20 protein-coding genes are annotated in these 21,239 nt (G+C 74.9%); 14 read left to right on the plus strand and 6 right to left on the minus strand.

What is annotated here, in order from left to right; genetic code table 11:
• Positions 1-129: 129 nt before the first annotated feature.
• A complete protein-coding gene (locus ACIO5E_RS30435; protein ID WP_400673984.1) occupies positions 130-579 on the plus strand; it encodes a VOC family protein in 450 nt (149 codons plus the stop codon).
• A gap of 75 nt (positions 580-654) precedes the next feature.
• Here ACIO5E_RS30435 and ACIO5E_RS30440 read toward each other — a convergent pair whose 3' ends face one another.
• A complete protein-coding gene (locus ACIO5E_RS30440; protein ID WP_400673987.1) occupies positions 655-2,115 on the minus strand; it encodes an NCS2 family permease in 1,461 nt (486 codons plus the stop codon).
• Between the two features lie 161 nt (positions 2,116-2,276).
• Between ACIO5E_RS30440 and ACIO5E_RS30445 the strand changes: the two genes are divergently transcribed.
• From ACIO5E_RS30445 to ACIO5E_RS30455, 3 genes are read left to right on the plus strand one after another with little or no spacing between them, the layout of a single operon-like run.
• Positions 2,277-2,600 (plus strand): DUF2530 domain-containing protein, encoded by a 324-nt coding sequence (locus ACIO5E_RS30445; protein WP_400673990.1) that lies wholly within the window; start codon positions 2,277-2,279, stop codon positions 2,598-2,600.
• Between the two features lie 52 nt (positions 2,601-2,652).
• Positions 2,653-5,145 (plus strand): HAD-IC family P-type ATPase, encoded by a 2,493-nt coding sequence (locus tag ACIO5E_RS30450; protein WP_400673993.1) that lies wholly within the window; start codon positions 2,653-2,655, stop codon positions 5,143-5,145.
• Positions 5,146-5,202: 57 nt separating this feature from the next.
• A complete protein-coding gene (locus tag ACIO5E_RS30455) occupies positions 5,203-5,460 on the plus strand; it encodes a DUF6332 family protein (protein WP_400673996.1) in 258 nt (85 codons plus the stop codon).
• Positions 5,461-5,464: 4 nt separating this feature from the next.
• Here ACIO5E_RS30455 and ACIO5E_RS30460 read toward each other — a convergent pair whose 3' ends face one another.
• Complete coding sequence (locus tag ACIO5E_RS30460) at positions 5,465-8,761, minus strand: sacsin N-terminal ATP-binding-like domain-containing protein (RefSeq protein WP_400673999.1); 3,297 nt, start codon at positions 8,759-8,761, stop codon at positions 5,465-5,467.
• 157 nt (positions 8,762-8,918) lie between these two features.
• Positions 8,919-9,800 carry a DUF3027 domain-containing protein gene (locus ACIO5E_RS30465; protein WP_400674115.1) on the minus strand — a complete coding sequence of 294 codons (882 nt, stop codon included), beginning with the start codon at positions 9,798-9,800 and terminating at the stop codon, positions 8,919-8,921.
• 457 nt (positions 9,801-10,257) lie between these two features.
• Here ACIO5E_RS30465 and ACIO5E_RS30470 point away from each other — a divergent pair, with 457 nt between their 5' ends.
• The 4 genes from ACIO5E_RS30470 (at position 10,258) to ACIO5E_RS30485 (ending at position 13,907) form a co-directional block, all read left to right on the plus strand.
• Positions 10,258-11,685: an MFS transporter gene (locus ACIO5E_RS30470; RefSeq protein ID WP_400674118.1), complete on the plus strand. Its 1,428-nt coding sequence runs from the start codon at positions 10,258-10,260 to the stop codon at positions 11,683-11,685.
• A 72-nt stretch (positions 11,686-11,757) separates the two neighbouring features.
• A complete protein-coding gene (locus tag ACIO5E_RS30475; RefSeq protein ID WP_280678748.1) occupies positions 11,758-12,288 on the plus strand; it encodes a hypothetical protein in 531 nt (176 codons plus the stop codon).
• A 10-nt stretch (positions 12,289-12,298) separates the two neighbouring features.
• Complete coding sequence (locus ACIO5E_RS30480; RefSeq protein WP_400674001.1) at positions 12,299-13,063, plus strand: futalosine hydrolase; 765 nt, start codon at positions 12,299-12,301, stop codon at positions 13,061-13,063.
• Positions 13,056-13,907, plus strand: a complete 852-nt coding sequence (locus ACIO5E_RS30485) for a 1,4-dihydroxy-6-naphthoate synthase (protein ID WP_400674003.1) — start codon at positions 13,056-13,058, stop codon at positions 13,905-13,907. Before ACIO5E_RS30480 ends, ACIO5E_RS30485 begins: the two co-directional genes overlap by 8 nt.
• 23 nt (positions 13,908-13,930) lie before the next feature.
• Here ACIO5E_RS30485 and ACIO5E_RS30490 read toward each other — a convergent pair whose 3' ends face one another.
• Positions 13,931-14,314 carry a cold-shock protein gene (locus ACIO5E_RS30490; RefSeq protein WP_280678754.1) on the minus strand — a complete coding sequence of 128 codons (384 nt, stop codon included), beginning with the start codon at positions 14,312-14,314 and terminating at the stop codon, positions 13,931-13,933.
• Between the two features lie 472 nt (positions 14,315-14,786).
• On the opposite strand from ACIO5E_RS30490, the gene ACIO5E_RS30495 reads away from it, so the two are divergent.
• Positions 14,787-15,023: a hypothetical protein gene (locus ACIO5E_RS30495; RefSeq protein WP_400674006.1), complete on the plus strand. Its 237-nt coding sequence runs from the start codon at positions 14,787-14,789 to the stop codon at positions 15,021-15,023.
• Positions 15,024-15,106: 83 nt separating this feature from the next.
• Here ACIO5E_RS30495 and ACIO5E_RS30500 read toward each other — a convergent pair whose 3' ends face one another.
• Positions 15,107-15,733, minus strand: a complete 627-nt coding sequence (locus tag ACIO5E_RS30500; protein ID WP_400674008.1) for an HAD family hydrolase — start codon at positions 15,731-15,733, stop codon at positions 15,107-15,109.
• Positions 15,734-15,832: 99 nt separating this feature from the next.
• Between ACIO5E_RS30500 and ACIO5E_RS30505 the strand changes: the two genes are divergently transcribed.
• From ACIO5E_RS30505 to ACIO5E_RS30520, 4 genes are all read left to right on the plus strand, one after another.
• Positions 15,833-16,864, plus strand: coding sequence for a FecCD family ABC transporter permease (locus ACIO5E_RS30505; protein WP_400674011.1), 1,032 nt, complete (start codon positions 15,833-15,835; stop codon positions 16,862-16,864).
• The gene (locus ACIO5E_RS30510; protein WP_400674013.1) at positions 16,861-17,928 is read left to right on the plus strand and encodes a FecCD family ABC transporter permease; all 1,068 of its coding nucleotides are present in this window, start codon (positions 16,861-16,863) and stop codon (positions 17,926-17,928) included. Before ACIO5E_RS30505 ends, ACIO5E_RS30510 begins: the two co-directional genes overlap by 4 nt.
• On the plus strand, positions 17,928-18,734 hold the full coding sequence (locus tag ACIO5E_RS30515; RefSeq protein ID WP_400674015.1) for an ABC transporter ATP-binding protein: 807 nt from the start codon (positions 17,928-17,930) through the stop codon (positions 18,732-18,734). The genes ACIO5E_RS30510 and ACIO5E_RS30515 overlap by 1 nt, the downstream gene beginning before the upstream one ends.
• 68 nt (positions 18,735-18,802) lie before the next feature.
• The gene (locus ACIO5E_RS30520; protein ID WP_400674018.1) at positions 18,803-19,774 is read left to right on the plus strand and encodes an ABC transporter substrate-binding protein; all 972 of its coding nucleotides are present in this window, start codon (positions 18,803-18,805) and stop codon (positions 19,772-19,774) included.
• Here the strand turns inward: ACIO5E_RS30520 and ACIO5E_RS30525 are convergent.
• Complete coding sequence (locus ACIO5E_RS30525; RefSeq protein WP_400674021.1) at positions 19,737-20,579, minus strand: DUF6597 domain-containing transcriptional factor; 843 nt, start codon at positions 20,577-20,579, stop codon at positions 19,737-19,739. The two genes, ACIO5E_RS30520 and ACIO5E_RS30525, sit on opposite strands and share 38 nt — an antisense overlap.
• Positions 20,580-20,651: 72 nt before the next feature.
• Between ACIO5E_RS30525 and ACIO5E_RS30530 the strand changes: the two genes are divergently transcribed.
• Positions 20,652-21,239 (plus strand): TIGR03086 family metal-binding protein, encoded by a 588-nt coding sequence (locus ACIO5E_RS30530; protein ID WP_400674023.1) that lies wholly within the window; start codon positions 20,652-20,654, stop codon positions 21,237-21,239.

The following is a 21,239-nucleotide window of genomic DNA, read 5'->3' on the forward strand; positions in this document are numbered from 1 at the left end:
GTCGAGCCCCCTCCCCGTGTCCGTCCAGGCAGTATTCCCTCCGCCAACTGCCCTACACAGACCCATTTTTGACATCTTCCAGCCGACGATGATTGCCCCTGCTCTCCGGAAACCGCTATAACCGGTTACATGCCGCTGCACTGGAAGCTCGTCATCGACTGCGCCGACCCGAACCGCCAGGCCGCCTTCTGGGCCGCCGCCCTCGACTACACCCTGGAGGAGCACGGCGCCCTGATCACCCGCCTGCTCGACGCCGGCGCCGTCACCCCGGACGCCGTCACCGAGGTCGACGGCCGCCCCGCCTGGCGCACCCTCGCCACCGTCCGCCACCCCGAGGACCCGTACGACCCCGCCACCGGCACCGGCCTCGGCCGCCGCCTGCTCTTCCAGGCCGTCCCCGAGCCGAAGCCCGACAAGAACCGCCTCCACCTCGACGTGCACCCGGGCCCGGGCGAGCGGGAGTCGACCGTCGCCCGCCTCCGGACCCTCGGCGCCACCGTCCTGCGCGACGTCAAGGAGCCGGGCGGCGCGTGGACGATCATGGCCGACCCCGAGGGCAACGAGTTCTGCGTCCACTGACCGGCGGCCGGAAAACGACGGCGGCCCCGCGCTCCGAGGAGGAGTGCGGGGCCGCCGTCGTGGCCGGGCCGGGGGTCAGAGCAGACCGAGGGCCGGCATCAGGTAGTAGAAGGCGAACACCGCCGCCACCGCGTACAGCGGGATCGGCACGCTGCGCCCGCGCCCGGCGGCCAGCCGCAGGATGCAGAAGGCGATGAAGCCGAAGCCGATGCCGTTGGTGATGCTGTAGGTGAACGGCATCATCACGATGGTCAGGAAGGCCGGGATCGCGATGGTGTGGTCCGCCCAGTCGATCTCCTTGATCGAGCCGGCCAGGATCAGGAAGCCGACGGTGACCAGGGCCGGGGTGGCCGCCTGGGCCGGGACCATGGTGGCGAGCGGGGTGAGGAAGAGCGCCACCACGAAGAGCAGGCCGGTGACGATCGAGGCGAAGCCGGTACGGGCGCCCTCGCCGACGCCGGCGGTCGACTCGACGAAGCAGGTGTTCGCGGAGGCGGAGGTGGCGCCGCCGGCCGCGGTGGCGATGCCGTCGACCATCAGGATCTTGTTGATGCCGGGAAGGTCGCCGTTCTCGTCCAGCAGGTGCGCCTCGTCGGCGACGCCGAGGATGGTGCCCATCGCGTCGAAGAAGCAGGACATCAGCACGGTGAAGACGAACAGCACGCCGGTCAGCACGCCGACCTTCTCGAAGCCGCCGAACAGGCTGACCTTGCCGACCAGGCCGAAGTCCGGGGCGGCGACCGGGTTGCCCGGCCAGGCCGGGACGGTCAGGCCCCACTTGAGCGCCGGGATGTCGACGAACTTGTCGACCACCACGGCGAGCGCGGTGCTGGCCGCGATGCTGATCAGGATCGCCCCGGGCACCTTGCGGATCACCAGGACCAGGGTGAGCACCAGGCCGAACACGAAGATCAGCACCGGCCAGCCGAGCAGGTGCCCGCTGCCGCCGAGCTGCAGCGGGACGGTGGTGTGCGCGGCGTCCGGCATGCGGCTGACGAAGCCGGAGTCGACCAGGCCGACGAGGCAGATGAACAGGCCGATCCCGATCGCGATGGCCTTGCGCAGGCCGAGCGGCACGGCGTTCATGACCCGCTCGCGCAGGCCGGTGGCGACCAGCAGCATGATCGCGAAGCCGGCCAGCACGACCATGCCCATGGCGTCCGGCCAGGTCATCTTCGGGGCGAGCTGGAGCGACACGATGGTGTTGACGCCGAGGCCCGCGGCCAGGCCGATCGGGACGTTGCCGATGACGCCCATCAGCAGGGTGGTGAGACCGGCGGTGAGGGCGGTGGCGGTGACCAGCTGGGCGCTGTCCAGGTGGGCCCCGGTCATGTCCGTGCCGCTGGCCAGGATGATCGGGTTCAGCACCAGGATGTAGGCCATGGTGAAGAAGGTGGCGATGCCGCCGCGGATCTCGCGCGGCAGGCTGGAGCCGCGCTCGCTGATCCGGAAGTAGCGGTCCAGGGCACCGGTGGGGGGCTTGGGTGCGCTGGAGGCGGGTTCGGGCGACTCGGTGGTCGGCTGGACCACAGGCATGCGTGCGTCCTCTGTGGGGGAGCTGAGGAGGGGGACGCCCAGGGCTACAGTGGCCGGGCGGGGGGTTTTCAGTATGGTTTCCCGATCGCACACGCGCTATCTTCGCGCGTAGAACCCCGTGGGCCCCTACGGGCCACCTGCCGCACCGTACGCTAGGCCCCATGCCCAAGACCCCGCTGCACCCCTCGCCCCCTCCGCTGGAGGCCAACGACGTCGCCATCGTCGGCGGCGGCACGGTGCTGTGGTTCGTCGCCTTCCTGGCCCTGCTCCCCTTCCAGGGCACCCTCTCCGACCACGGCCACGGCACCTGGCCGTGGATCTGCCTCTCCGGCGGCCTGCTCGGCCTGATCGGCCTCTGGTACTGCCGCGCCCGGCGGGACGCCATCGCCCGCGACCGCGCCGCCGAGGCCGCGAACCGGACGGCCGACGACGCCCAGCGGGCACCCGGCGACGACGGCCAGGGCCCGGCCACCCGGTCGGACTGAATAGTCCTTTAGTAGCACGCATCGGACATAAGGCGACCGTAGAGTCGGTGCCATGACGCAGCCTGCCCACCCCGCGGAAGAGCAGCCCGGCAACGGCGACCGCCCCGACGGTGCGCACCCCCTCGGGCTGCTGCCCGGCCGACGCGGCGGACTGACCGCCGCCGAGGTGGCCGAGCGGGTCGCGAACGGGCAGGTCAACGACGTCCCGGTACGGTCCAGCCGCTCCGCCAAGGAGATCGTCCGGGCCAACGTCTTCACCCGCTTCAACGCGATCATCGGCGTGATGTTCGGGATCATCCTGATCGTCGGCCCGATCCAGGACGGCCTGTTCGGCCTGGTCATCGTCGCCAACACCGCGATCGGCATCATCCAGGAGCTGCGCGCCAAGAAGACCCTGGACAGCCTGGCCCTGATCGGCGAGGCCCGGCCGCAGGTCCGCCGGGACGGCAGCGTCGAGGCGATCGCCGTCGCCGAGATCGTGCTGGACGACACGGTGCTGCTCGGCATCGGCGACAAGGTGATCGTCGACGGCGAGGTCACCGAGGCGGACGGCCTGGAGATCGACGAGTCGCTGCTCACCGGCGAGCCCGACCCCGTCCTCAAGCAGCCCGGCGACCAGGTGATGTCCGGCAGCTTCGTGGTGGCCGGCGCGGGCGCGTTCACCGCCACCAGGGTCGGCCGCGAGGCGTACGCGGCGCAGCTCGCCGAGGAGGCCAGCCGGTTCACCCTGGTGAAGTCGGAACTGCGCAGCGGCATCAACAGCATCCTGCGCTTCATCACCTACCTGCTGATCCCCACCGCCCTCGGCCTGATCATCAGCCAGCTGGCCGTCGAGGGCCGCGACTGGCGCGAGGCCGTGCGCCGCATGGTGGCCGGCATCGTGCCGATGGTCCCCGAGGGGCTGGTCCTGCTGACCTCGGTCGCCTTCGCGATCGGCGTGATCCGGCTGGGCCGCAAGCAGTGCCTGGTCCAGGAGCTCCCGGCGATCGAGGGCCTGGCCCGGGTCGACACCGTCTGCCTGGACAAGACCGGCACCCTCACCGAGGGCGGCATGGACGTCGTCGACCTGCGCGTCCTGTCCGACGGTGAGCCCGGCGCCGTCACCCCGGACACCATCAGGCACGCGCTCGGCGTGATGGCCGGCGCCGACGCCCGCCCCAACCCCTCCATGCAGGCCGTCATCGCCGCGTACGGCGACGGCTCCCCGGGCGACGGCTCCACCGGCGACGGGAGCAGCCCCCGGGGCGGCGCCGGCGGCAACGGCTGGCGGGTGATCGAGGCGATGCCCTTCTCCTCCGCCCGCAAGTGGAGCGGCGTGCAGCTGCTGGAGCCGCAGGGCGGCGAGGCCAGCTGGCTGCTCGGCGCCCCCGACGTGCTGCTGCCGGCCGGGCACCCGGCGCTCGCCGAGGTCGACGAGCTGGGCGCCAAGGGCCTGCGGGTGCTGCTACTCGGCCGCACTCCCGTCCCGCTGGACTCCCCCGACCCGGCGGCCGGGCTCACCCCGCTCGCCCTGGTGGTGCTCCAGCAGCGGCTGCGCCACGACGCCGCCGAGACCCTGCGCTACTTCGAGGGCCAGCAGGTGCAGGCCAAGGTCATCTCCGGCGACGCCGCGGTCTCGGTCGGCGCGGTCGCCGGCCACCTCGGCCTGCCCGGCGCCGACCACCCGCTGGACGCCCGGACCCTGCCCGCCGAACCGGACGCCCTCGCCGACACGGCCGAGCGGACCACCGTCTTCGGCCGGGTCACCCCGCAGCAGAAGCGCCAGCTGGTCGCCGCCCTGCAGTCCCGCGGGCACACCGTGGCGATGACCGGCGACGGTGTCAACGACGTGCTCGCGCTCAAGGACGCCGACATCGGCGTGGCGATGGGCACCGGCAGCGACGCCACCAAGGCGGTCGCCCAGATCGTGCTGCTGAACGACTCCTTCGCCACCCTGCCCTCGGTGGTCGCCGAGGGCCGCCGGGTGATCGGCAACATCGAACGGGTCGCCGGGCTGTTCCTGGTGAAGACGGTCTACTCGGTTCTGCTCGCGCTGCTGGTGATCTTCACCCACTCGCCGTACCCGTTCCTGCCCCGGCACTCCACCGTGCTCTCCACCCTCACCATCGGCGTGCCGGCCTTCTTCCTCGCCCTCGCCCCCAACAACGAGCGGGCCCGCACCGGCTTCGTGAAGCGCGTCCTGCGGCTCGCCGTCCCGGGCGGCGTCATCGCCGGCACGGGGACGTTCGTGGCCTACGCACTGGCCCGCGCCGACCACGTCACCGACCTCAAGGCCGACACCAGCGTGGCCACCCTGACGCTCTTCCTGATCGCCATCTGGGTGCTCGCCATCGTCGCCCGCCCGTACAACTGGTGGCGCCTGCTGCTGATCGGCACCATGGGCGGCGCCTTCGCCCTGGTCCTGCTGGTGCCCTGGCTGTCGGACTTCTTCCAGCTCCGCCTGGTCGGCATCCGCGATCCCTGGGTCGGCGTCGGCATCGCGGTGATCTGCGGTCTGGCCCTGGAGGTCGCCTGGCGCTTCATGAAGCGCCGCGGGATGGAGTGAGGCCCTGGCACCCCCGGCCCGCAGGCTGGATGATGGATCCCGAGAGGGGGTGCCGACATGGCCCGCACGGGTGGGGAAGCCGAGCGCGAGACCGGACAGGTGGAGGCGTTCGCCGCCTTCCTGACCGGCCTGCTGGCGGCCGGGCTGACGGTCCTGGCCCTGGTGGGCGGCCGCTGGCTGATGAACGCCGACGGGATGACCGCCCCGGCGCTGCCGCGGACGCCGACGGCCCTGAAGGCCCTGGTGGCGGCCGTCTGGCTGGCCACCACCGTCGGCGTCTACCTGCGGCTCAAGCGCCGTGGGCGGGACCGCTGAGGGCTCAGCCCTCGAAGTCCCGCGCCGCGGACAGCTCGTACGCCCGGTCCGGCTCGCTGAGCGCGGCCAGCACCTCGAACCGCCGGTGCCACTGCCCGACCGACCAGGCGAGCCCGGCCGCCAGGCCCTCCGGGGTGGCGGCGTGCAGCAGCCCGGGCACCGGCGGGAGCTCGAACTCGTCGTCCTCGTCGGCGGCTTCGGCCGCGTCCGGGTCGTAGGGCGCCTCCGGGGCGTCCGCCTCGACGTCCCACCGCCAGTCCACCGCGGCCTCGCCGCCGTCCGGACCGACCACGAGCAGCTCCTCGTGCTCCTCGTAGGCGACCGGGCAACCGGGCAGCAGTTCCCTGACCACCGCGGGGACCCGGTGCAGCACGCCCTCGGAGAGCACCCGCCCGCCGGCCACCTCGCTGGCGAGCGAGACGTGCAGCCGCTCGGCGAGGTCGGCGGCGAGCGCCGGGGCGACCGGCAGCAGCGGGTACGGGTGCAACAGCTGGACCAGGTCGGGGGCGTCGGCGACGACCGCCTCGGTGGCGTCGACGATCACCGTGTGGGCCGGCCGGCGGCCGGTGTCCGGGTCGAGCGGCGGCAGCGCCCGCACCACGTCGAGCGGTTCGATCCGCTCGATCTCGACCCGGGCCAACGCGCTGTGGACGCCGTGCAGTTGGCGGTGGCCGATCTCGGAGGCCGGGTCGGTGAGCCGGTCCAGCACCTCGTCCGGGCCGTGCGGTTCGGCGAGCAGCGCGGCCAGCGTGGTGCGCACCCCGAGCGCGTGCAGGAACTGCTCGTCCAGGGTCGTCCGGGCCTCGTCGTAGAGGCCGCGCAGCAGCGGGTCGGCCCCGGCGGCGCGCAGCCCGGCGGGCTCGCGGCCGTCCAGCACCGGGTGGTCGCGCAGCCACCAGGCGGTGTACGGCGGCAGGTCGGCGTAGGAGCCGTCCGGCAGCAGGGTGCGGACGGGGTTGACCACGGCGTCCCGGTACGGCGGGCGGGCGAGCGCGGCCAGCGCCTCCGGCCAGGCGTCGTCGTCGACCAGGTCGAGGTCGCGGACGGCCAGCAGTTCGGCGGCCACCGGCGGGACGCCCGAAACGTCGTCGGCGTGCAGGGTTTCGAGCGCGTCCTCGGCCCATTCGGCGAGGCCGTCGGGCGCCTCGTCGAGCAGGCCGGTGGGGAGGCCGCCGGCCGCGCGGTCGGCGGGCGCGGTGGGGTCGAGCCGTTCCAGGTCGTCCGGGTCGAGCACCACGTCCTCGGCGCGGACGAGGACGAAGTCGGCGAGCACGCCGACCGCGGTGAGCACGTCGGGGCCCCAGCGCTCCAGCAGTTCGTCGTCCACCCAGCCGGCGTCCTCCTCGCGGGCGAGGGCCGCGAGCGGGCTGCCGGGGAGCAGGAGTTCGCCGGCGCGGGCGGGCTCGCCCTCGTCGTCGAGCAGGGCCAGCCGGGCCAGCCACGGGTGCTCGCCGACGGCCGGGGCGGCGGCCTTGACCAACGCCAGGACGGCATCGGCCAGTTCGAGCGCGGCGTCCGGGTCGTCCTCGGCCACCTCGTAGGAGCGGGCGACGGCGGCCCGCGCCTCGGGGGTGTCGAGCACCCCGGCCGGGGTGGCGGTGCCGGCGCCGAGCTTGGCGAGCAGCGGGTGGGCGGCCTCGGGGTGGGCGAGCCGCAGGTCGAGGGCGGCGAGCGCGTCGGCCAGCGACTCGGGGTAGCCGGGGAAGGCCGCCCAGTCGGCGTCCGCGGAGGGCAGCAGGACGCGCCGGGGCCCGGTGACGGTCCGGCCGTCGGCGAGCGGGACGGGCAGCGCGCCGAGCGCCTCCGGGTCGGCGGCGCCGAGCGCCGCGTACAGGTTGCGCCACCAGGCGGGTTCGCGGTCGAGGCCGCCGAGCTGGTCGACGACCTCGGCCAGCGGCACCCGGCGCACGTTCAGCACCCGCAACTCGGTGCGGCGTTCCAGGCCGGCCGGCAGCAGCCCGGGGAAGATCGGCGCGAGCGCCTCGACCACCGAGCCGTCGGCGCCCTCCAGCAGGGTGGCGTCCCGGGGCCGCAGCGCGGGCGTGCCCTCCTCGACCGGCGCCGGGTGCGGCAGGAACGGCGTGCCGGGCAGCCGGGAGAGCACGGCCGCGCGCAGGGCGTTGTCGAGCGCGCCCTGGCCGAGCGGTCCGGGGACGAGCCCGAGCGAGCCGAGGTCGGCGCCGCGGGCCCGCAGCAGGTCGGCGTAGCTGTCGGCGGCGCGCTCGGTGAGGAAGTCGGCGAGCGCGCCGGGGGCGACGTGCCGGCGGGTGGAGTCCAGCGGGTAGGAGGCGATGAGCAGCGCGGGCAGCCCGATCGGCTCGTCGCTGGGGGTGGGCGCGTGCAGCACGGGGGCGATGCCGGGCGGCTGCGGGGCGCCGTCGGCGGCGACCGGGACGGCCCAGGTGACGGTCCAGTACGGGCGGGCGCGCTCCTCGGTGGGGCGGTCGGCGAGCAGGTCGGCGTCCAGGGTGCCGGTGGCACCCGCGGTCTGCCAGACGGTCCGCCGCGGATGCCCGTCCGCGTCGTCGGTGACGGCGACCTCGGTGACGCCGTCCGGGCGGGGCTCGGCGGCGGCGCGGGTGAGCGTCCGGGTGCCCTCCGGGGTCTCCACCACGACCTCGGCGAGGCCGGGCAGGGTGAGCAGCAGCGCGTCGTCGATGCCGGCCAGCAGACGGCGGGTCAGGTCCTCGGCGGCGGCGTCCCGCAGCGGCAGCACGACCACCGTGTCGTAGCCGGCGGGGGCCGGGCCCTCGGCGGCGAACGGCAGCCGCAGCAGCGGCACGTGGCCGTCCCGGCGGCGCAGTTCCTCGGCCAGCGCGGGCTGCGCGGCGGCCAGCGAGCGGGCCTCGCCGAGTGACCAGCGCACCCCGCCGGCGGCGCCGAGCACGGCGGGCTCGTCGGTGACGGCGAGGACGGCGGCGAAGCCGACGCCGAACCGGCCGACGGCGGGCGTCTCACCGCGCTTGGAGGAGGCGCGCAGGGTGGACAGCGACTCGACGGCGGCCGCGTCCAACGGGGCGCCGGTGTTGGCGGCGGCGAGGACGCCGTCGGCGAGGGTGAGCCGCAGCCGCCCGGGCCCGTGGCCGGCCCGGACCGCCGCGTCGGCCGCGTTCTGCGCCAACTCGACGACCAGGCGGTCGCGGTAGCCGCCGAGCGCGAGTTCCTCCTCGGCGTTGGCGTCCTCCCGGAACCGGGCCGGCGAGGCGGCCCAGGCGTCGAGCACCCGCCGGCGCAGCGCGGCGCTCCCGAAGGGGTCCGCGAGGTGCTCGTCCGTGCCGCTGCCGATGATCCGAGGTTCCACTGGACCTGCCGCCTTCCGCCGCCCTGTACTTCGTACGGTGGGCATTCTCCCCCGCCCCGACCGCTGCTCCGGACCGCGCCCCCGTCCTGGGGTCCGTCTGCACGAACGCCGCGGCCCGCCCCACCGGTTCGGTGGAGCGGGCCGCGGGCCTGAACGATCAGGAGTGGCCGAGCTCCTCGGCCGGGGCGTCCGGCTCGACCGAGCCGGAGGTGCGGTCGGGGTGCAGCTGCAGCGGCTCGACCACCAGCTCGTCCAGGATCAGCTCGGACGGCGCCGGCGGGGCCGGGATGACGGCCGCCTCGGAGTGCCCCCCGCAGCCGTACGCGAAGGAGACGATCTGCCCGTCCGCCGGGCCGAACTCGTTGCCGCACACGCCGAAGGCCTGCCCGAGCGAGCCGCCGATCGGGATCAGGAAGCCGCAGCTGCCGCACGCGGCGGGCGCGGCCTGCGCCATCGGGGTCTGCGGGCCGTGGGCCTTCTCCCAGCGGTCGGCGGCCAGGTGCAGGCCGAGCCTGGAGAGCACCCGGCTGCGGCCCATGCCGAGTTCCTCGGCGACGGCGTTGATCTGGGCGCGGGCCGGGGCGGGCTGGACGCCCGGGTCGGAGACGACCACGTCCTCCTCGGCGGCGAGGGCGACCGCGGAGTTCGGGGCGGGCTCGTCGTCGCCGCTCCAGCCGGGCTCCAGGCGCTCGTCGTCGGCGCCGGTGGGCAGCAGGTCGCCGGGGCCCATGTCGCCGGGGCGCAGCCGCTCGCTCCACGGCACCCACTCGGGGGCGAGGACGGCGTCGGGGCCGGGCAGCAGGACGACCTCGTCGAGGGTGACGTTCTTGGCGCGCGGGGCGCGGGCGACGGTGACCGCCCAGTGCCAGCCGCGGTAGGCGGCGTCCAGGCACTCGAAGGTGTGGGTGACGACGCGGTCGGCGTCCGCCTGGGCACCGAGATGTGGACCGACGGTCTCCGGCCCGACGGCCTCCTCGGCCGCTTGCCGGGCGAGTTCGACGGCCTCGGCACAGAGCCGATCAGGGGTACGGCTTCGCATCGCAGCACTCACGGCGTCGATTCTCTCCCAGTTCTTCTGTCGCCCACGGCGTGTTGCCTGTTCCGTCGCGGATCGGTAGTCCCTTGTCCATTCTGCGCGACCGGGGGCCGTCGCGGATACCGGCCGCGCCGCTCGTCCGGGCCTGCCCGGCGCCCCGGCGCTCGGCGCGCGGTCTCCGGGCAGGCTACCCGCCGGTCGGCGCCCCGGCACAGTCCGGGGCGGCAGCGGCCGTTCCAGGGCCGCGCCGAGCGGGGTCGAATCCCGCGTCACTGTGGCGATTCTGGGGCAGGATGGGCATGTGGCGGACGAGAACCCGTCGCAGCACGCACTGCGCCCCTCGCAGGCCGGCAGCCCCGACGAGGCGGATGCCGCGCCGCGACAGCAGTCTCCGGTCCCCGCTGCGGGCGAACCGCAGCCGGTGGGCGATCCCGGGCCGCCCGCCTCCGCGGTGAGCCTCATGAAAGCCGGCCCCGGGCCCGGCCTCCTGGCCGAGGGCGACGAGGACCTCGCCGAGGAGCCCTCCGAGCCGAGCCGCAACCTCCTGGTCCGCACCGCCTCCGCCGCCGGCGCCCGGACCGGCCGGGTGGTGCACGGCACCGGCCGCCGGATCCGCAGGGCCACCTCCGCGGAGGGCGCGGGCGAGTCCGGCCTGGCGAAGCTGATCGAGCTGCACGCGCTGAACTCCTTCGGCGACATGCTGATCACCATCGCGCTGGCCTCGACCATCTTCTTCTCCGTGCCCACCGGCGAGGCCCGCGGCCGGGTGTCGCTCTACCTGCTGATCACGATGGCCCCGTTCGCCCTCCTGGCCCCGGTCATCGGCCCGCTGCTGGACCGCCTGCCGCACGGTCGCCGGGCGGCGATGGCGATGTCGATGCTGGCCCGGGCGGTGCTGGCCTGGACGATGGCCGGGGTGATCTCGGGCGGCGGCCTGGCGCTCTACCCGGAGGCGCTGGGCGTGCTGGTGGCGTCCAAGGCGTACGGGGTGGTGCGCAGCGTGGTGGTGCCGCGGCTGCTGCCGAGCCGGCTGTCGCTGGTGAAGGCGAACTCGCGGGTCACCCTGGCCGGGCTGCTGGCCACCGGGGTGGCGGCCGGGGTGGGCGGCCTGCTGCACCTGATCGGGCCTGGCTGGCCGCTGCGCGGCGCGTTCCTGGTCTTCGTGATCGGCACCCTGATGGCCTTCCACCTGCCGCACGCGGTGGACTCCGCGAAGGGCGAGCAGCGGGCCGTCCTGCACGCCGAGGTGTCCGGCGGGCCGGCGCTGGAGGGCGCCAAGGTGCCGAAGGCCTCGCTGCGCACGGTCGGCCCGTCGGTGATCCTGGCGCTGCGGGCGATGTCGGCGCTGCGCTGGCTGGTCGGCTTCCTGGTGATGTTCCTGGCGTTCCTGCTGCGGGACGAGCCGATCGGGGGCCTGCGGCCGACGCTGGCGCTGGGCCTGGTGGCGCTGGCGGCGGGGACGGGCAACGCGCTGGGTTCGGTGCTGGGCTCCTGGCTGCGCACCCGGGGCCCGGAGGCGACGGTCACCGCGATGCTGCTGCTGGCGACGGGCGTGACGGCGGCCGCGGCGCTCTGGTACGGCGTGGTGACGGTGGTTCTGGTCGCGGGCGTGGCCGGGGTGGCGGCCTCGCTGGGCAAGCTGGCGCTGGACGCGCTGATCCAGCGGGACGTCCCGGAGGCGGTGCGGACGTCGGCGTTCGCCCGCTCCGAGACGCTGCTCCAGCTGTCCTGGGTGGCCGGCGGCGCGGTCGGCATCCTGCTGCCGCTGAACGGGGTGCTGGGGCTGTCGGTGGCCGCCGCGGTGGTGGGCCTGATGCTGCTGTGGACGGTCCGCACGCTGTTCCGGGTGGGTTGGCGGCGGCGCACGGCGGCGCCCCGGGTGGCGTGAGCGGGCGACGGGCAACACGCGGTGGCCGACCCCCGCGTAGCGTGATCGGCGAAGCCCGGTAGATTCTGACGCATGAGCCTCAATACCCGTGCCATCGCCGCCCTCGGCGCCGTCGTCGTGGTCGGTGTCGCCACGGTCGGCACGTCCGTCGCCATCGCGAGCGGCCAGACCGAGCACAGCTCCCACCGGGCGACCCTCACGGTCGGCAACTCCTCGATCGTCGCGGACCCGCTGTGCTTCAACGGCGGCAGCCCGATCACCGAGGACCTGCAGCAGGAGTGCCAGGACAAGGCCACCCAGGCCCTCAAGGACGGCACCCTGCCGACCTCGGACGTCGTGGTGAGCGACCAGGTCGGCGTCGGCGTCAGCCCGAACGTGGCCGACAAGGGCTGGTGGGCCTTCACCAACGGCGGCTCGCAGGGGCAGGGCGGGCGCTACAGCCTGTTCTCCTACGCCAAGGGCCCGAGCTACTCCGGCTCCCAGTCGGCGAGCAAGCTGCTGAACGCCTCCGGCAAGACCCTGCTCACCGTGGTCGAGGGCGACAAGAACTCGGACAACCCGGTCGCCGTCTGGTACTTCCAGCTGAACACCCAGGACAACTGACGGTCCTGCGATGACCGCGCACGCCGTCTCCGCCGGGCGGAACGAGCAGTCGGGCCCCGACCGGGCCCGGCTGCTCGTCGTCGTCGCGGTGCCCGCCGAGGCCGAGGCGGTCCTGCGCGGCCTGCCGGGCCCGGCCGCCGTGCTGCCGCTGCCCGGCGGTGGGCTGCACCGCGCCGAGCACGTCCCGGTGGACGTCCTGGCGGGCGGGGTCGGCCCGGCCGCCGCGGCGGCCGCCACCTCCGCCGCGCTCGGCGCGTCGGGGGCCCGGGGGGAGCGCTACGGCCTGGTCGTCTCGGCCGGGATCGCCGGCGGGTTCGCCCCGCACGCCCCGGTCGGCGCCACCGTGCTGGCCGACGCGATCGTCACCGCCGACCTCGGCGCCGAGACCCCGGAGGGCTTCGCCGACGTCACCGAGCTGGGCTTCGGCACCGTCCGGCACACCCCTCCCCCGGCCGCCGTCGCCCTGGCCGCCGAGGCCGTGGGGGCCGTCACCGGCCCGGTGCTGACCGTCTCCACCGTCACCGGCAGCGCCGAGCGGGCCGCCGCGCTGGCCGCCCGCCACCCGGGCGCGCTGGCCGAGGCGATGGAGGGCTTCGGCGTGGCCGAGGCCGCCGCCCGGTACGGCGTGCCGGTGCTGGAACTGCGGACCGTCTCCAACCCGGTGGGCCCGCGCGACCGGGCCGCCTGGCGGATCGGCGAGGCACTGACCGCCCTGGCGCGGGCCTTCGCCGCGCTGCCCGTCCCCGAACTGATCGAGGAGGCCGGCCGTGGCTGAACGGCTGAGCATCGCGTACTCGCCCTGCCCGAACGACACCTTCGTCTTCCACGCCTGGGCGCACGGCCTGGTGCCCGGGGCGGGCGCCCCCGAGGTGACCTTCGCGGACATCGACGTCACCAACGGCCTGGCCGAGCGCGGCGAGCTGGACGTCCTGAAGGTCAGCTACGGCGCGCTGCCCTGGGTCCTGGACGAGTACACCCTGCTGCCCTGCGGCGGCGCGCTCGGGCGCGGCTGCGGCCCGCTGGTGCTCACCCGGCCCGGCACGGAGGCCCCCGCGGACCTCACCGGCAAGACGGTCGCGGTGCCGTCCGAGCGCTCCACCGCCTACCTGCTGTTCCGGCTCTGGGCGGCGAAGGCGGTGCCGGGCGGCTTCGGCGAGATCGTCGTGCTGCCGTTCCACGAGATCATGCCCGCCGTGCGGGACGGCCGGGTGGACGCCGGCCTGGTGATCCACGAGGCCCGGTTCACCTACCGGCAGTACGGCCTGCACAGCCTGGCCGACATGGGCGAGGCCTGGGAGCGCGAGACCGGCCTGCCGATCCCGCTCGGCGCGATCGTCGCCCGGCGTTCGCTCGGCGCCGAGCGGCTGCGCGCGCTGACCGACGCCGTCCGCGCCTCCGTCCGGCAGGCCTGGGCGGACCCCGCGGCCAGCCGGGAGTACGTGCTGGCGCACGCCCAGGAGATGGACCCCGCCGTCGCGGACCAGCACATCGGCCTGTACGTGAACGAGTTCACCGCGGACCTCGGCGAGGAGGGCTACGCGGCCGTCCGCGCGCTGCTCACCCGGGCCGCCGCGGAGGGGCTGGTGCCCCCGCTCGACCCGGGTGCGCTCGACTTCTAGACCCTTCCGGACCCTTCCGGACCTCAGATGTCGAACTGGTCGGCCACCGCGCGCAGCAGGCCGGCCAGCTTCTGACCGGTCGCCTTGGCCGGGTAGCGGCCGTGCTGGAGGCCCGGCAGCACCGCGTCCAGCGTGGTGATCAGGTCCTGGACGATCGGCGCCATGTCGTCGGCGCTCTTGCGCTGGGCGGCGGCCACCGACGGCAGTGCGTCCAGCAGCTGCACGGCCATCGCCTGGTCGCCGCGGTGGCCGGCGACCACGCCGAACTCGACCCGCTGGCCCGGCTTCAGCACGGTGACACCGGCGGGCAGCGCCTTGGTGTGGACGAAGACGTCGCCGCCGTCGTCGCGCGACAGGAAGCCGAAGCCCTTCGTCTCGTTGAACCACTTGACCTGGCCGGTGGGCATCTCGAACAGTCCTCGAATGGGTGTGAGGGATCCCGGCCCTGGCCGGGGATCACTGGGTGGTGGGAAAGGCGGCCGACCTCGGCTCGGCGCCCGCGGGCGCTCATGGTCAGCACGCTGTCAGGAGCAGACTAACGGTCCGTCACTGCCTCATCCGCGTTCCGCGAAAGATCCGCGTTCCAGGGCCCGTTGGGGGCGGTACGGGCGCGGCGTTCTCGCGGTCCGGAGCGACCCGGTACTGGCACGACCGGGACGCGACTCGGCGCGGTCCATCGGCTCACACCCCCGGATCTGAGGACACGGGGCGCACCTGTCGCACCCCTCGGCACCCCCTGCATACCCCCGCCCAGCAGGGATCAAAACGTTCAGCTTCCGAGAAACTGCGCAACGTGACCGAACCGCTCCGGTGACGGGGCCCGGCGGCCGCTCTGCCAGACTGGGGGGACCGCCGGACAGCCCCGAGGAGCGAGCAGTCGTGAGCAGCCAGAGCGCCGATCCCGGCGACGTGTACGTCAAGGCCGGAACGGTCGTCTTCGGTCTGGGCGCGCTCGCCACCCTGGTGACCTTCGTCCCGCTGTTCCTGCACCTGACGCCGCTGCCGACGGCCGCGTACTGGCTGAGCATGCTGATGCCGGCGGGCTTCCTGGCCGCGCTGGTCGGGCTGCTGCGCAACGCCCGGGCCCAGCGCCGCCGGGTGGAGTCCCAGCCCTAGCTAGGGCCTGTCCGGTCGATCTTGCCGGATCAGCCCGCGGCGTTGGGCGCCCGTCTGGCAGTGCGCCCGGATCGGCCCCGGGCTCAGCCCGCCAGGTGGGCGGCGAGCCAGGCCGGGAACTCGGTGAGGTCCGCGAGCACCACGTCGGCCCCGGCCGCGCGCAGCTCGTCCGCGCCGTACGGGCCGGTGGCCACGCCCACGGCGACGGCGTCCGCGTGCCGGGCGCCCCGGACGTCGCCGAGGTGGTCGCCGACGTAGACGCTCGCGCCGTGCTCGCGCAGCGCGTCGCCCTTGGTCTCCGCCCACAGGTCGCCGACCAGCGCGTCCGCGTGCAGCCCGGCGTGCTCCAGGTGGAGGCGGGCGTTCGGCTCGTACTTGCCGGTGATCACCGCGACCCGGCCGCCGTGGCTGCGGACGGCCTCGATGGCGTCGTGCGCGCCGGGGAGGGGGACGGTCGGGGCGAAGGCGTGGTCGCGGTAGAGCTCGCGGTAGCGGGTGGCGACCCGCTCCACCTCGTCCTCCGGGAACCAGTTGCGGATCTCGTCCAGCAGCGGCGGGCCGAGCCGGGTCACGACCAGGTCGACGTCGATGTGGGCGCCGGTCTCGGCCGAGAGCGCCAGGTAGGTGGCGCGGATACCCGGCCGGGTGTCCAGCAGCGTCATGTCGAGGTCGAAGCCGACGGTGAGCGGGGCGGGGGAGGTCGCGGGCATACCGCCAGGTTATCCAACGAGCGGTACGGGCACCGGGGCAATTTGCCCCGGCTTCCGGCGGGAACTTAGGTTGACCTGAGTTGTCTGCGGAGAGGGCTCATGACCGACACCACCGCGCCGCCCGGCGCGAGACGGACACCGCGCCACCGAATAGCGTGGCTCGCCGCCGCACTGGCCGTGCTGGCCGTCGCGGTGCTGCTGAGCCTGGCGGTCGGCAGCCGCACCATCCCCTTCGGCGACACCCTGAACGCCCTGCTGCACGGCGGCGACGGCGCCAACGCCGTCGTCGTCCGCGAGCTGCGGGTGCCGCGCACCGTCGTCGGCCTGGCCGTCGGCGCGGCCCTCGGCCTGGCCGGCGCCGTCATGCAGGGCCTCACCCGCAACCCGATCGCCGACCCCGGCATCCTCGGCGTCTCGCAGGGCGCGGCGGCCGGCGTGGTCGTCGCGATCTCCGGCTTCGGCGTCTCCACCCTGACCGGCTACGTCTGGTTCGGCTTCGTGGGCGCCGTGATCGCCACCGTGCTCGTGTACGGCCTCGCCGGGCGCGGCCGGGGCGGGGCCACGCCGATCAAGCTGGCGCTGGCCGGCTCGGCGATGTCCGCGTTCATCGCCTCGCTCAACACCCTGGTGCTGACGACCGACGCGGCCACCATGGACCAGTTCCGCTTCTGGCACGTCGGCTCGCTCTCCGGCCGGACCTCGGACGTGGCCTGGCAGCTGCTGCCGTTCCTCGCGGTCGGCACGGTGTCGGTGGTCGCGGTGGCGCGCGGCCTGGACGCGCTCGCGCTCGGCGAGGACACCGCCAAGGGCCTCGGCGCCAGGACCGGCCTGGTCCGGGCCGTCGGCGCGCTCGGCGCGACGGTGCTGACCGGCTCGGCCGTCGCGGCCGCCGGGCCGATCGCCTTCGTCGGCCTCGCCGTCCCGCACGCGGCGCGGGCCGTCGCGGGGGCGGACCACCGCTGGATCCTCGCCTTCTCCGCCGTCCTCGGCCCGGCCCTGCTGCTGCTCGCCGACACCCTGGGGCGGGTCCTCTTCCCGCCCTCGGAGGTCCCGGCGGGCGTGATGACCGCGCTGGTCGGCGTCCCGGTGCTGGTCGCCCTGGTCCGCCGCCGGAAGGTGGTCGCGGCATGAGTGAGCTCGTCGTCGAGCGGGGCGCCGTCTCCCTGCGCGGGTACACCGTGCTGCGGGCCGGGCGGGCGTCCGTACTGCTGCACCGCCGGTCGGCCGCGGTGGCGCTGGGCCTGCTGGTCGTGCTGGCCGGAACGGTCGTCGCCTCGCTGTGCCTGGGCGAGTCGGCCGTGTCGCCGGTCGAGGTGGTGAAGGTGGTGCTGGGGCAGCCCAGTCCGCACGAGCTGGTGGTCGGCGAGTTCCGGCTGCCCCGGGTGGTCGTGGGCCTGCTGGTCGGCACGGCGCTGGGGCTGGCCGGCGCGCTGATCCAGACCGTCGCCCGCAATCCGCTGGCCAGCCCCGACGTGGTGGGCGTGACCTGGGGCGCGACCGCCACCGTCGTCGGCCTGACGGCGTACGGCGTGGTCGGCTCGACCGGTCAGGCGCCGTCCGCGGCGGTGGCGGGCGGGCTGGTGGCCGGGCTGCTGGTGTACGCGCTGGCGTGGCGGCGCGGCCTGCACGCGCAGCGCTTCGTGCTGATCGGGATCGGGATCAGCGTGGCCCTGTCCTCGCTCACCTCGGTGTTCCTGACCAAGGGCGACGGCTTCCAGGCGCAGGCCGCGAAGGTCTGGATGACGGGCAGCCTGAACGGCGCCGGCTACGACCAGGCCGGCTGGCTGGCCTGGGTGCTGCTGGCCGCCGTGCCCGTCGTCCTGTGGGCGGCGCGGGCGCAGCGCTCGATCTCCTTCGACGACGCGACGGCCGTCGGCCTGGGCCTGCGGCTGGACCGGATCCGGCTGGGCATGGCGCTGCTGGGCATCGTGCTGGCCTCGTGCGCGGCGGGCGCCGCCGGGCCGGTGGACTTCGTGGCGCTGATGGCCCCGCAGATCGCGCTGCGGCTGGCCCGCTCGGCGCAGGTCCCGTTGTTCTGCTCGGCGTTGACGGGCGCGCTGGTGGTCGTGCTGGCCGATCTGATCGCCCGGCGGCTGCTGGCGCCGACCGAGCTGCCGGTGGGCGTGGTGACCGGCCTGGTCGGCGCGCCGTACTTGATGTGGCTGCTGATTCGTTCCCGTCGTGGAGGTTCCTGATGTCCGCACACCGGCTGGAGGCCCGGGGCCTCACCCTGGCGTACGAGGCGCGCACGGTCGTCGAGGGCCTGGACGTCGGCATCCCGGACGGGCGGGTGACGGTGATCGTCGGCCCGAACGCCTGCGGCAAGTCGACGCTGCAGCGGGCGCTGGGCCGCCTGCTGAAGCCGGTCCGGGGCGCGGTGCTGCTGGACGGCGAGGAGCTGGCGCGGATCCCGACGAAGCGGATCGCCCAGCGGCTGGGCCTGCTGCCGCAGTCGCCGACGGCCCCGGAGGGCATCTCGGTGGCGGACCTGGTCTCGCGGGGCCGCCAGCCGCACCAGAGCTGGTGGCAGCAGTGGTCACCGGAGGACGAGAAGGCCGTCGCGGAGGCGCTGGAGCGGACGTCCACGGCGGAGCTGGCCGAGCGCAGCATGGACGAGCTGTCGGGCGGCCAGCGCCAGCGCGCGTGGATCGCGATGGCGCTGGCGCAGGGCACCGACATCCTGCTGCTGGACGAGCCGACCACGTACCTGGACATCGCGCACCAGGTGGAGGTGCTGGACCTGGTCCGGCGGCTGAACGTCGAGCGCGGCCGGACGGTGGTGGCGGTGCTGCACGACCTCAACCAGGCGGCGCGGTACGCGGACCACCTGGTGGCCATGCGGGACGGCCGGGTGGTGGCGCAGGGCCCGCCGGAGGAGGTCGTGACGGCGGAGCTGGTGCGGGAGGTGTTCGGGCTGGAGTCGGTGGTGGTGCCGGATCCGGTGACGGGCACGCCGTTGGTCGTTCCGGGCGCTCCGTGGGCGGCGGTCGTGGACGCCTGACGGCGATTCCGTCACCAAACCGGACATAATCGACGAACCCCTGAAGCCTCATCGCCTGAGGACCGCCGATGCACCGGATCGCCCGCCGTTCGTTCCTCGCCGGTCTCGGCGGGGCCGCGCTCACGGCCTGTACGACGCGCGGGCCGGAGCCGTCGACCGCGGACGGCCTGGGCGCCTCCGCCTCGCCCACCCCGGCGCCGCCGGTCACGGTGAACACGGCCGTCGGGCCGGTGCTGGTGCCGGGCGCGCCGCTGCGGGTGATCGTCCTGGACACGGACGTGCTGGACTCGGCACTGACCCTCGGCATCACCCCGATCGGCGCCGCGCTCCCGGCCCTCGACACCCGGTTCCCGGAGTACTGGCCGGCCTCCCGGGTGGTCGGGATCAGCAGGGTCGGCCAGGCCGGCGCGCCGGACCTGGCCTCGGTCCGGGCGCTGCGGCCGGATCTGATCCTCTCCAACCAGACGCGCGACGGCGACCGCTACGACCAGCTGCGGGCGATCGCGCCGACCGTGCTCGCCCAGACCAGCGGGGCGCCGTGGAAGGCGAACTTCCAGCTGCACGCCCAGGCCCTGAGCCGGGTGGACGCGGGGGTGGCCTTCCTCGGCGCGTACCAGAAGCACGCCAACCAGGTGGCGCAGGCGCTGTCGGCGGCGAAGCTGTCGGGCCGGAAGGTCAGCCTGGTGCGGTTCGTGGAGGGCGGCGGGATCCGGATGTTCGGCAAGCAGAGCTTCCCCGGGATCGTGCTGTCGGACGCCCAGGTGGGGCGGCCGGACGCGCAGAACGTCGACCAGTCCGACGTCGAGATCCCGCTGGACCAGATCGCGAAGGCGGACGGCGACCTGCTGCTGTACGCCACCTACGGCGACCCCGGCCGGGCCGGCACCGACGCGGCGCTGGCGAGCCCGGGCTGGCAGGCACTGGGGGCGGTCAGGGCGCACCGGGCGTTCCCGGTGGACGACCAGCTGTGGTTCCAGGGGATCGGGTACACGGGTGCCAACTTCATGCTGGACGAACTGCAGCGCTTCCTGGGGGCGTGACCGCGGGCCTGACCCGGCGCGCGGCGCCGGCGTAGCGGGCCGGGGAGGTGCCGACGGCGGCCGTGAAGTCGCGGGTGAGGTGGGCCTGGTCCGCGTAGCCGAGTTCGGCGGCGAGCGCGGCCAGGTCCAACCCGCCTCCGGTGTCGGCGCGTTCGGCGGCCTCGTGGAGCCGGGCGCGGCGCAGCACCCACTTCGGGGAGGCGCCGACGTACTCGGCGAACAGTCGCTGGAGCCGGCGGACGGTCAGGCCCAGCTCCCGGGCCAGGTCGTCGACCCGGCACAGGTCGGGGGTGCCGGTGATGCGCTCCACCATGGCGGCGACCTCCTCCGCGAGCGGATCGGGCGCGGGCAGCCGGGGCAGCAGGAAGGCGTCCACGCGGGCGGCGGGGCCCTCGGGTGAGCGGTGCAGCTGCTCGTTGAGCCGGTCCGCCCCGGGGCCGAAGTACTCGGCGGCGGGCACCGCCCGGTCGGCGATCGCGGCCACCGGGTGCCCGGCGAAGGGGCGGAACGCGCCCGGCCGGAACTTCACGCCCAGCGCGAACCCCGCACCCTCCAGGCGGCGGACGAAGAGCGAGCGGTCGACCCCGTGGACGCGGGCCTGCGGGGCCTCGAAGACCAGGTGGACGTTCGGGTGGGCGAGCACCTTCTGCTCGTGCGGGGGGAGGCCGCGCCGGTCCCAGCGGACCAGCCAGTAGAACTCGACGAAGCGCGCCACGGCGGGCGCGGGTTCGAGCCGGTCGACGGTGATGACCTCCGCCGCGCGGGCGGGGTGGAGCACGCCGCGGCCGAGGTCGGGAGAGTCCATACGGCCAGGTTAGGGCGCGGGCCGTCGCGTTTGTTCAAGACCGGGTGACGGCGCCCGGCGCAGGATCGGGGCATGAACGATCACCCGATGCTGCCCTTCCTGCTCCGCGCCACGACGGCCGCCGCCCGCGTCGCCGACGCTGTTCCGGCGGAAAGGCCGCTGGACGGTCCGACGCCCTGCCCGGAGTTCGACACCCGCGCGCTGGTCAACCACTGGGTGCTCTACACCTCGCACGGCCTGGAGCGCCGGGCCCGCCGCACCGAACTGCCCGAGGAGCTGGTCGACCACGACTTCGCCGCCGACCCCGGCTGGGCCGCCGACTACGCGGCGCAGCTGGACCGGGCGGTCGCGGCCTGGGCCGACCCGGCCGCCTGGGAGGGGGACGTCGACCTCGGCGGCTCCCCGGTCCCGGCGGTGGGCATCGCCCGGATGCTGATCGCGGAGCTCGTGCTGCACGGCTGGGACGTCGCCCGGGCGGTCGGCGGGCGGATCGACGTCGACGAGGAGCTCGCCCTGCTGGTGCTGGCGATCGTCGAGGAGAACGCCGAGCTGTACCGCCGGTACGGGGGCTTCGCCGAGGCGGTGGCGGTACCGGAGGGCGCACCCGCGTTGGACCGTGCGCTGGCCGCCTCGGGGCGCGATCCGCGCTGGGGCGGCTGA

The sequence above is a fragment of the Kitasatospora sp. NPDC087314 genome (assembly GCF_044744365.1).
Lineage (GTDB): Bacteria > Actinomycetota > Actinomycetes > Streptomycetales > Streptomycetaceae > Kitasatospora.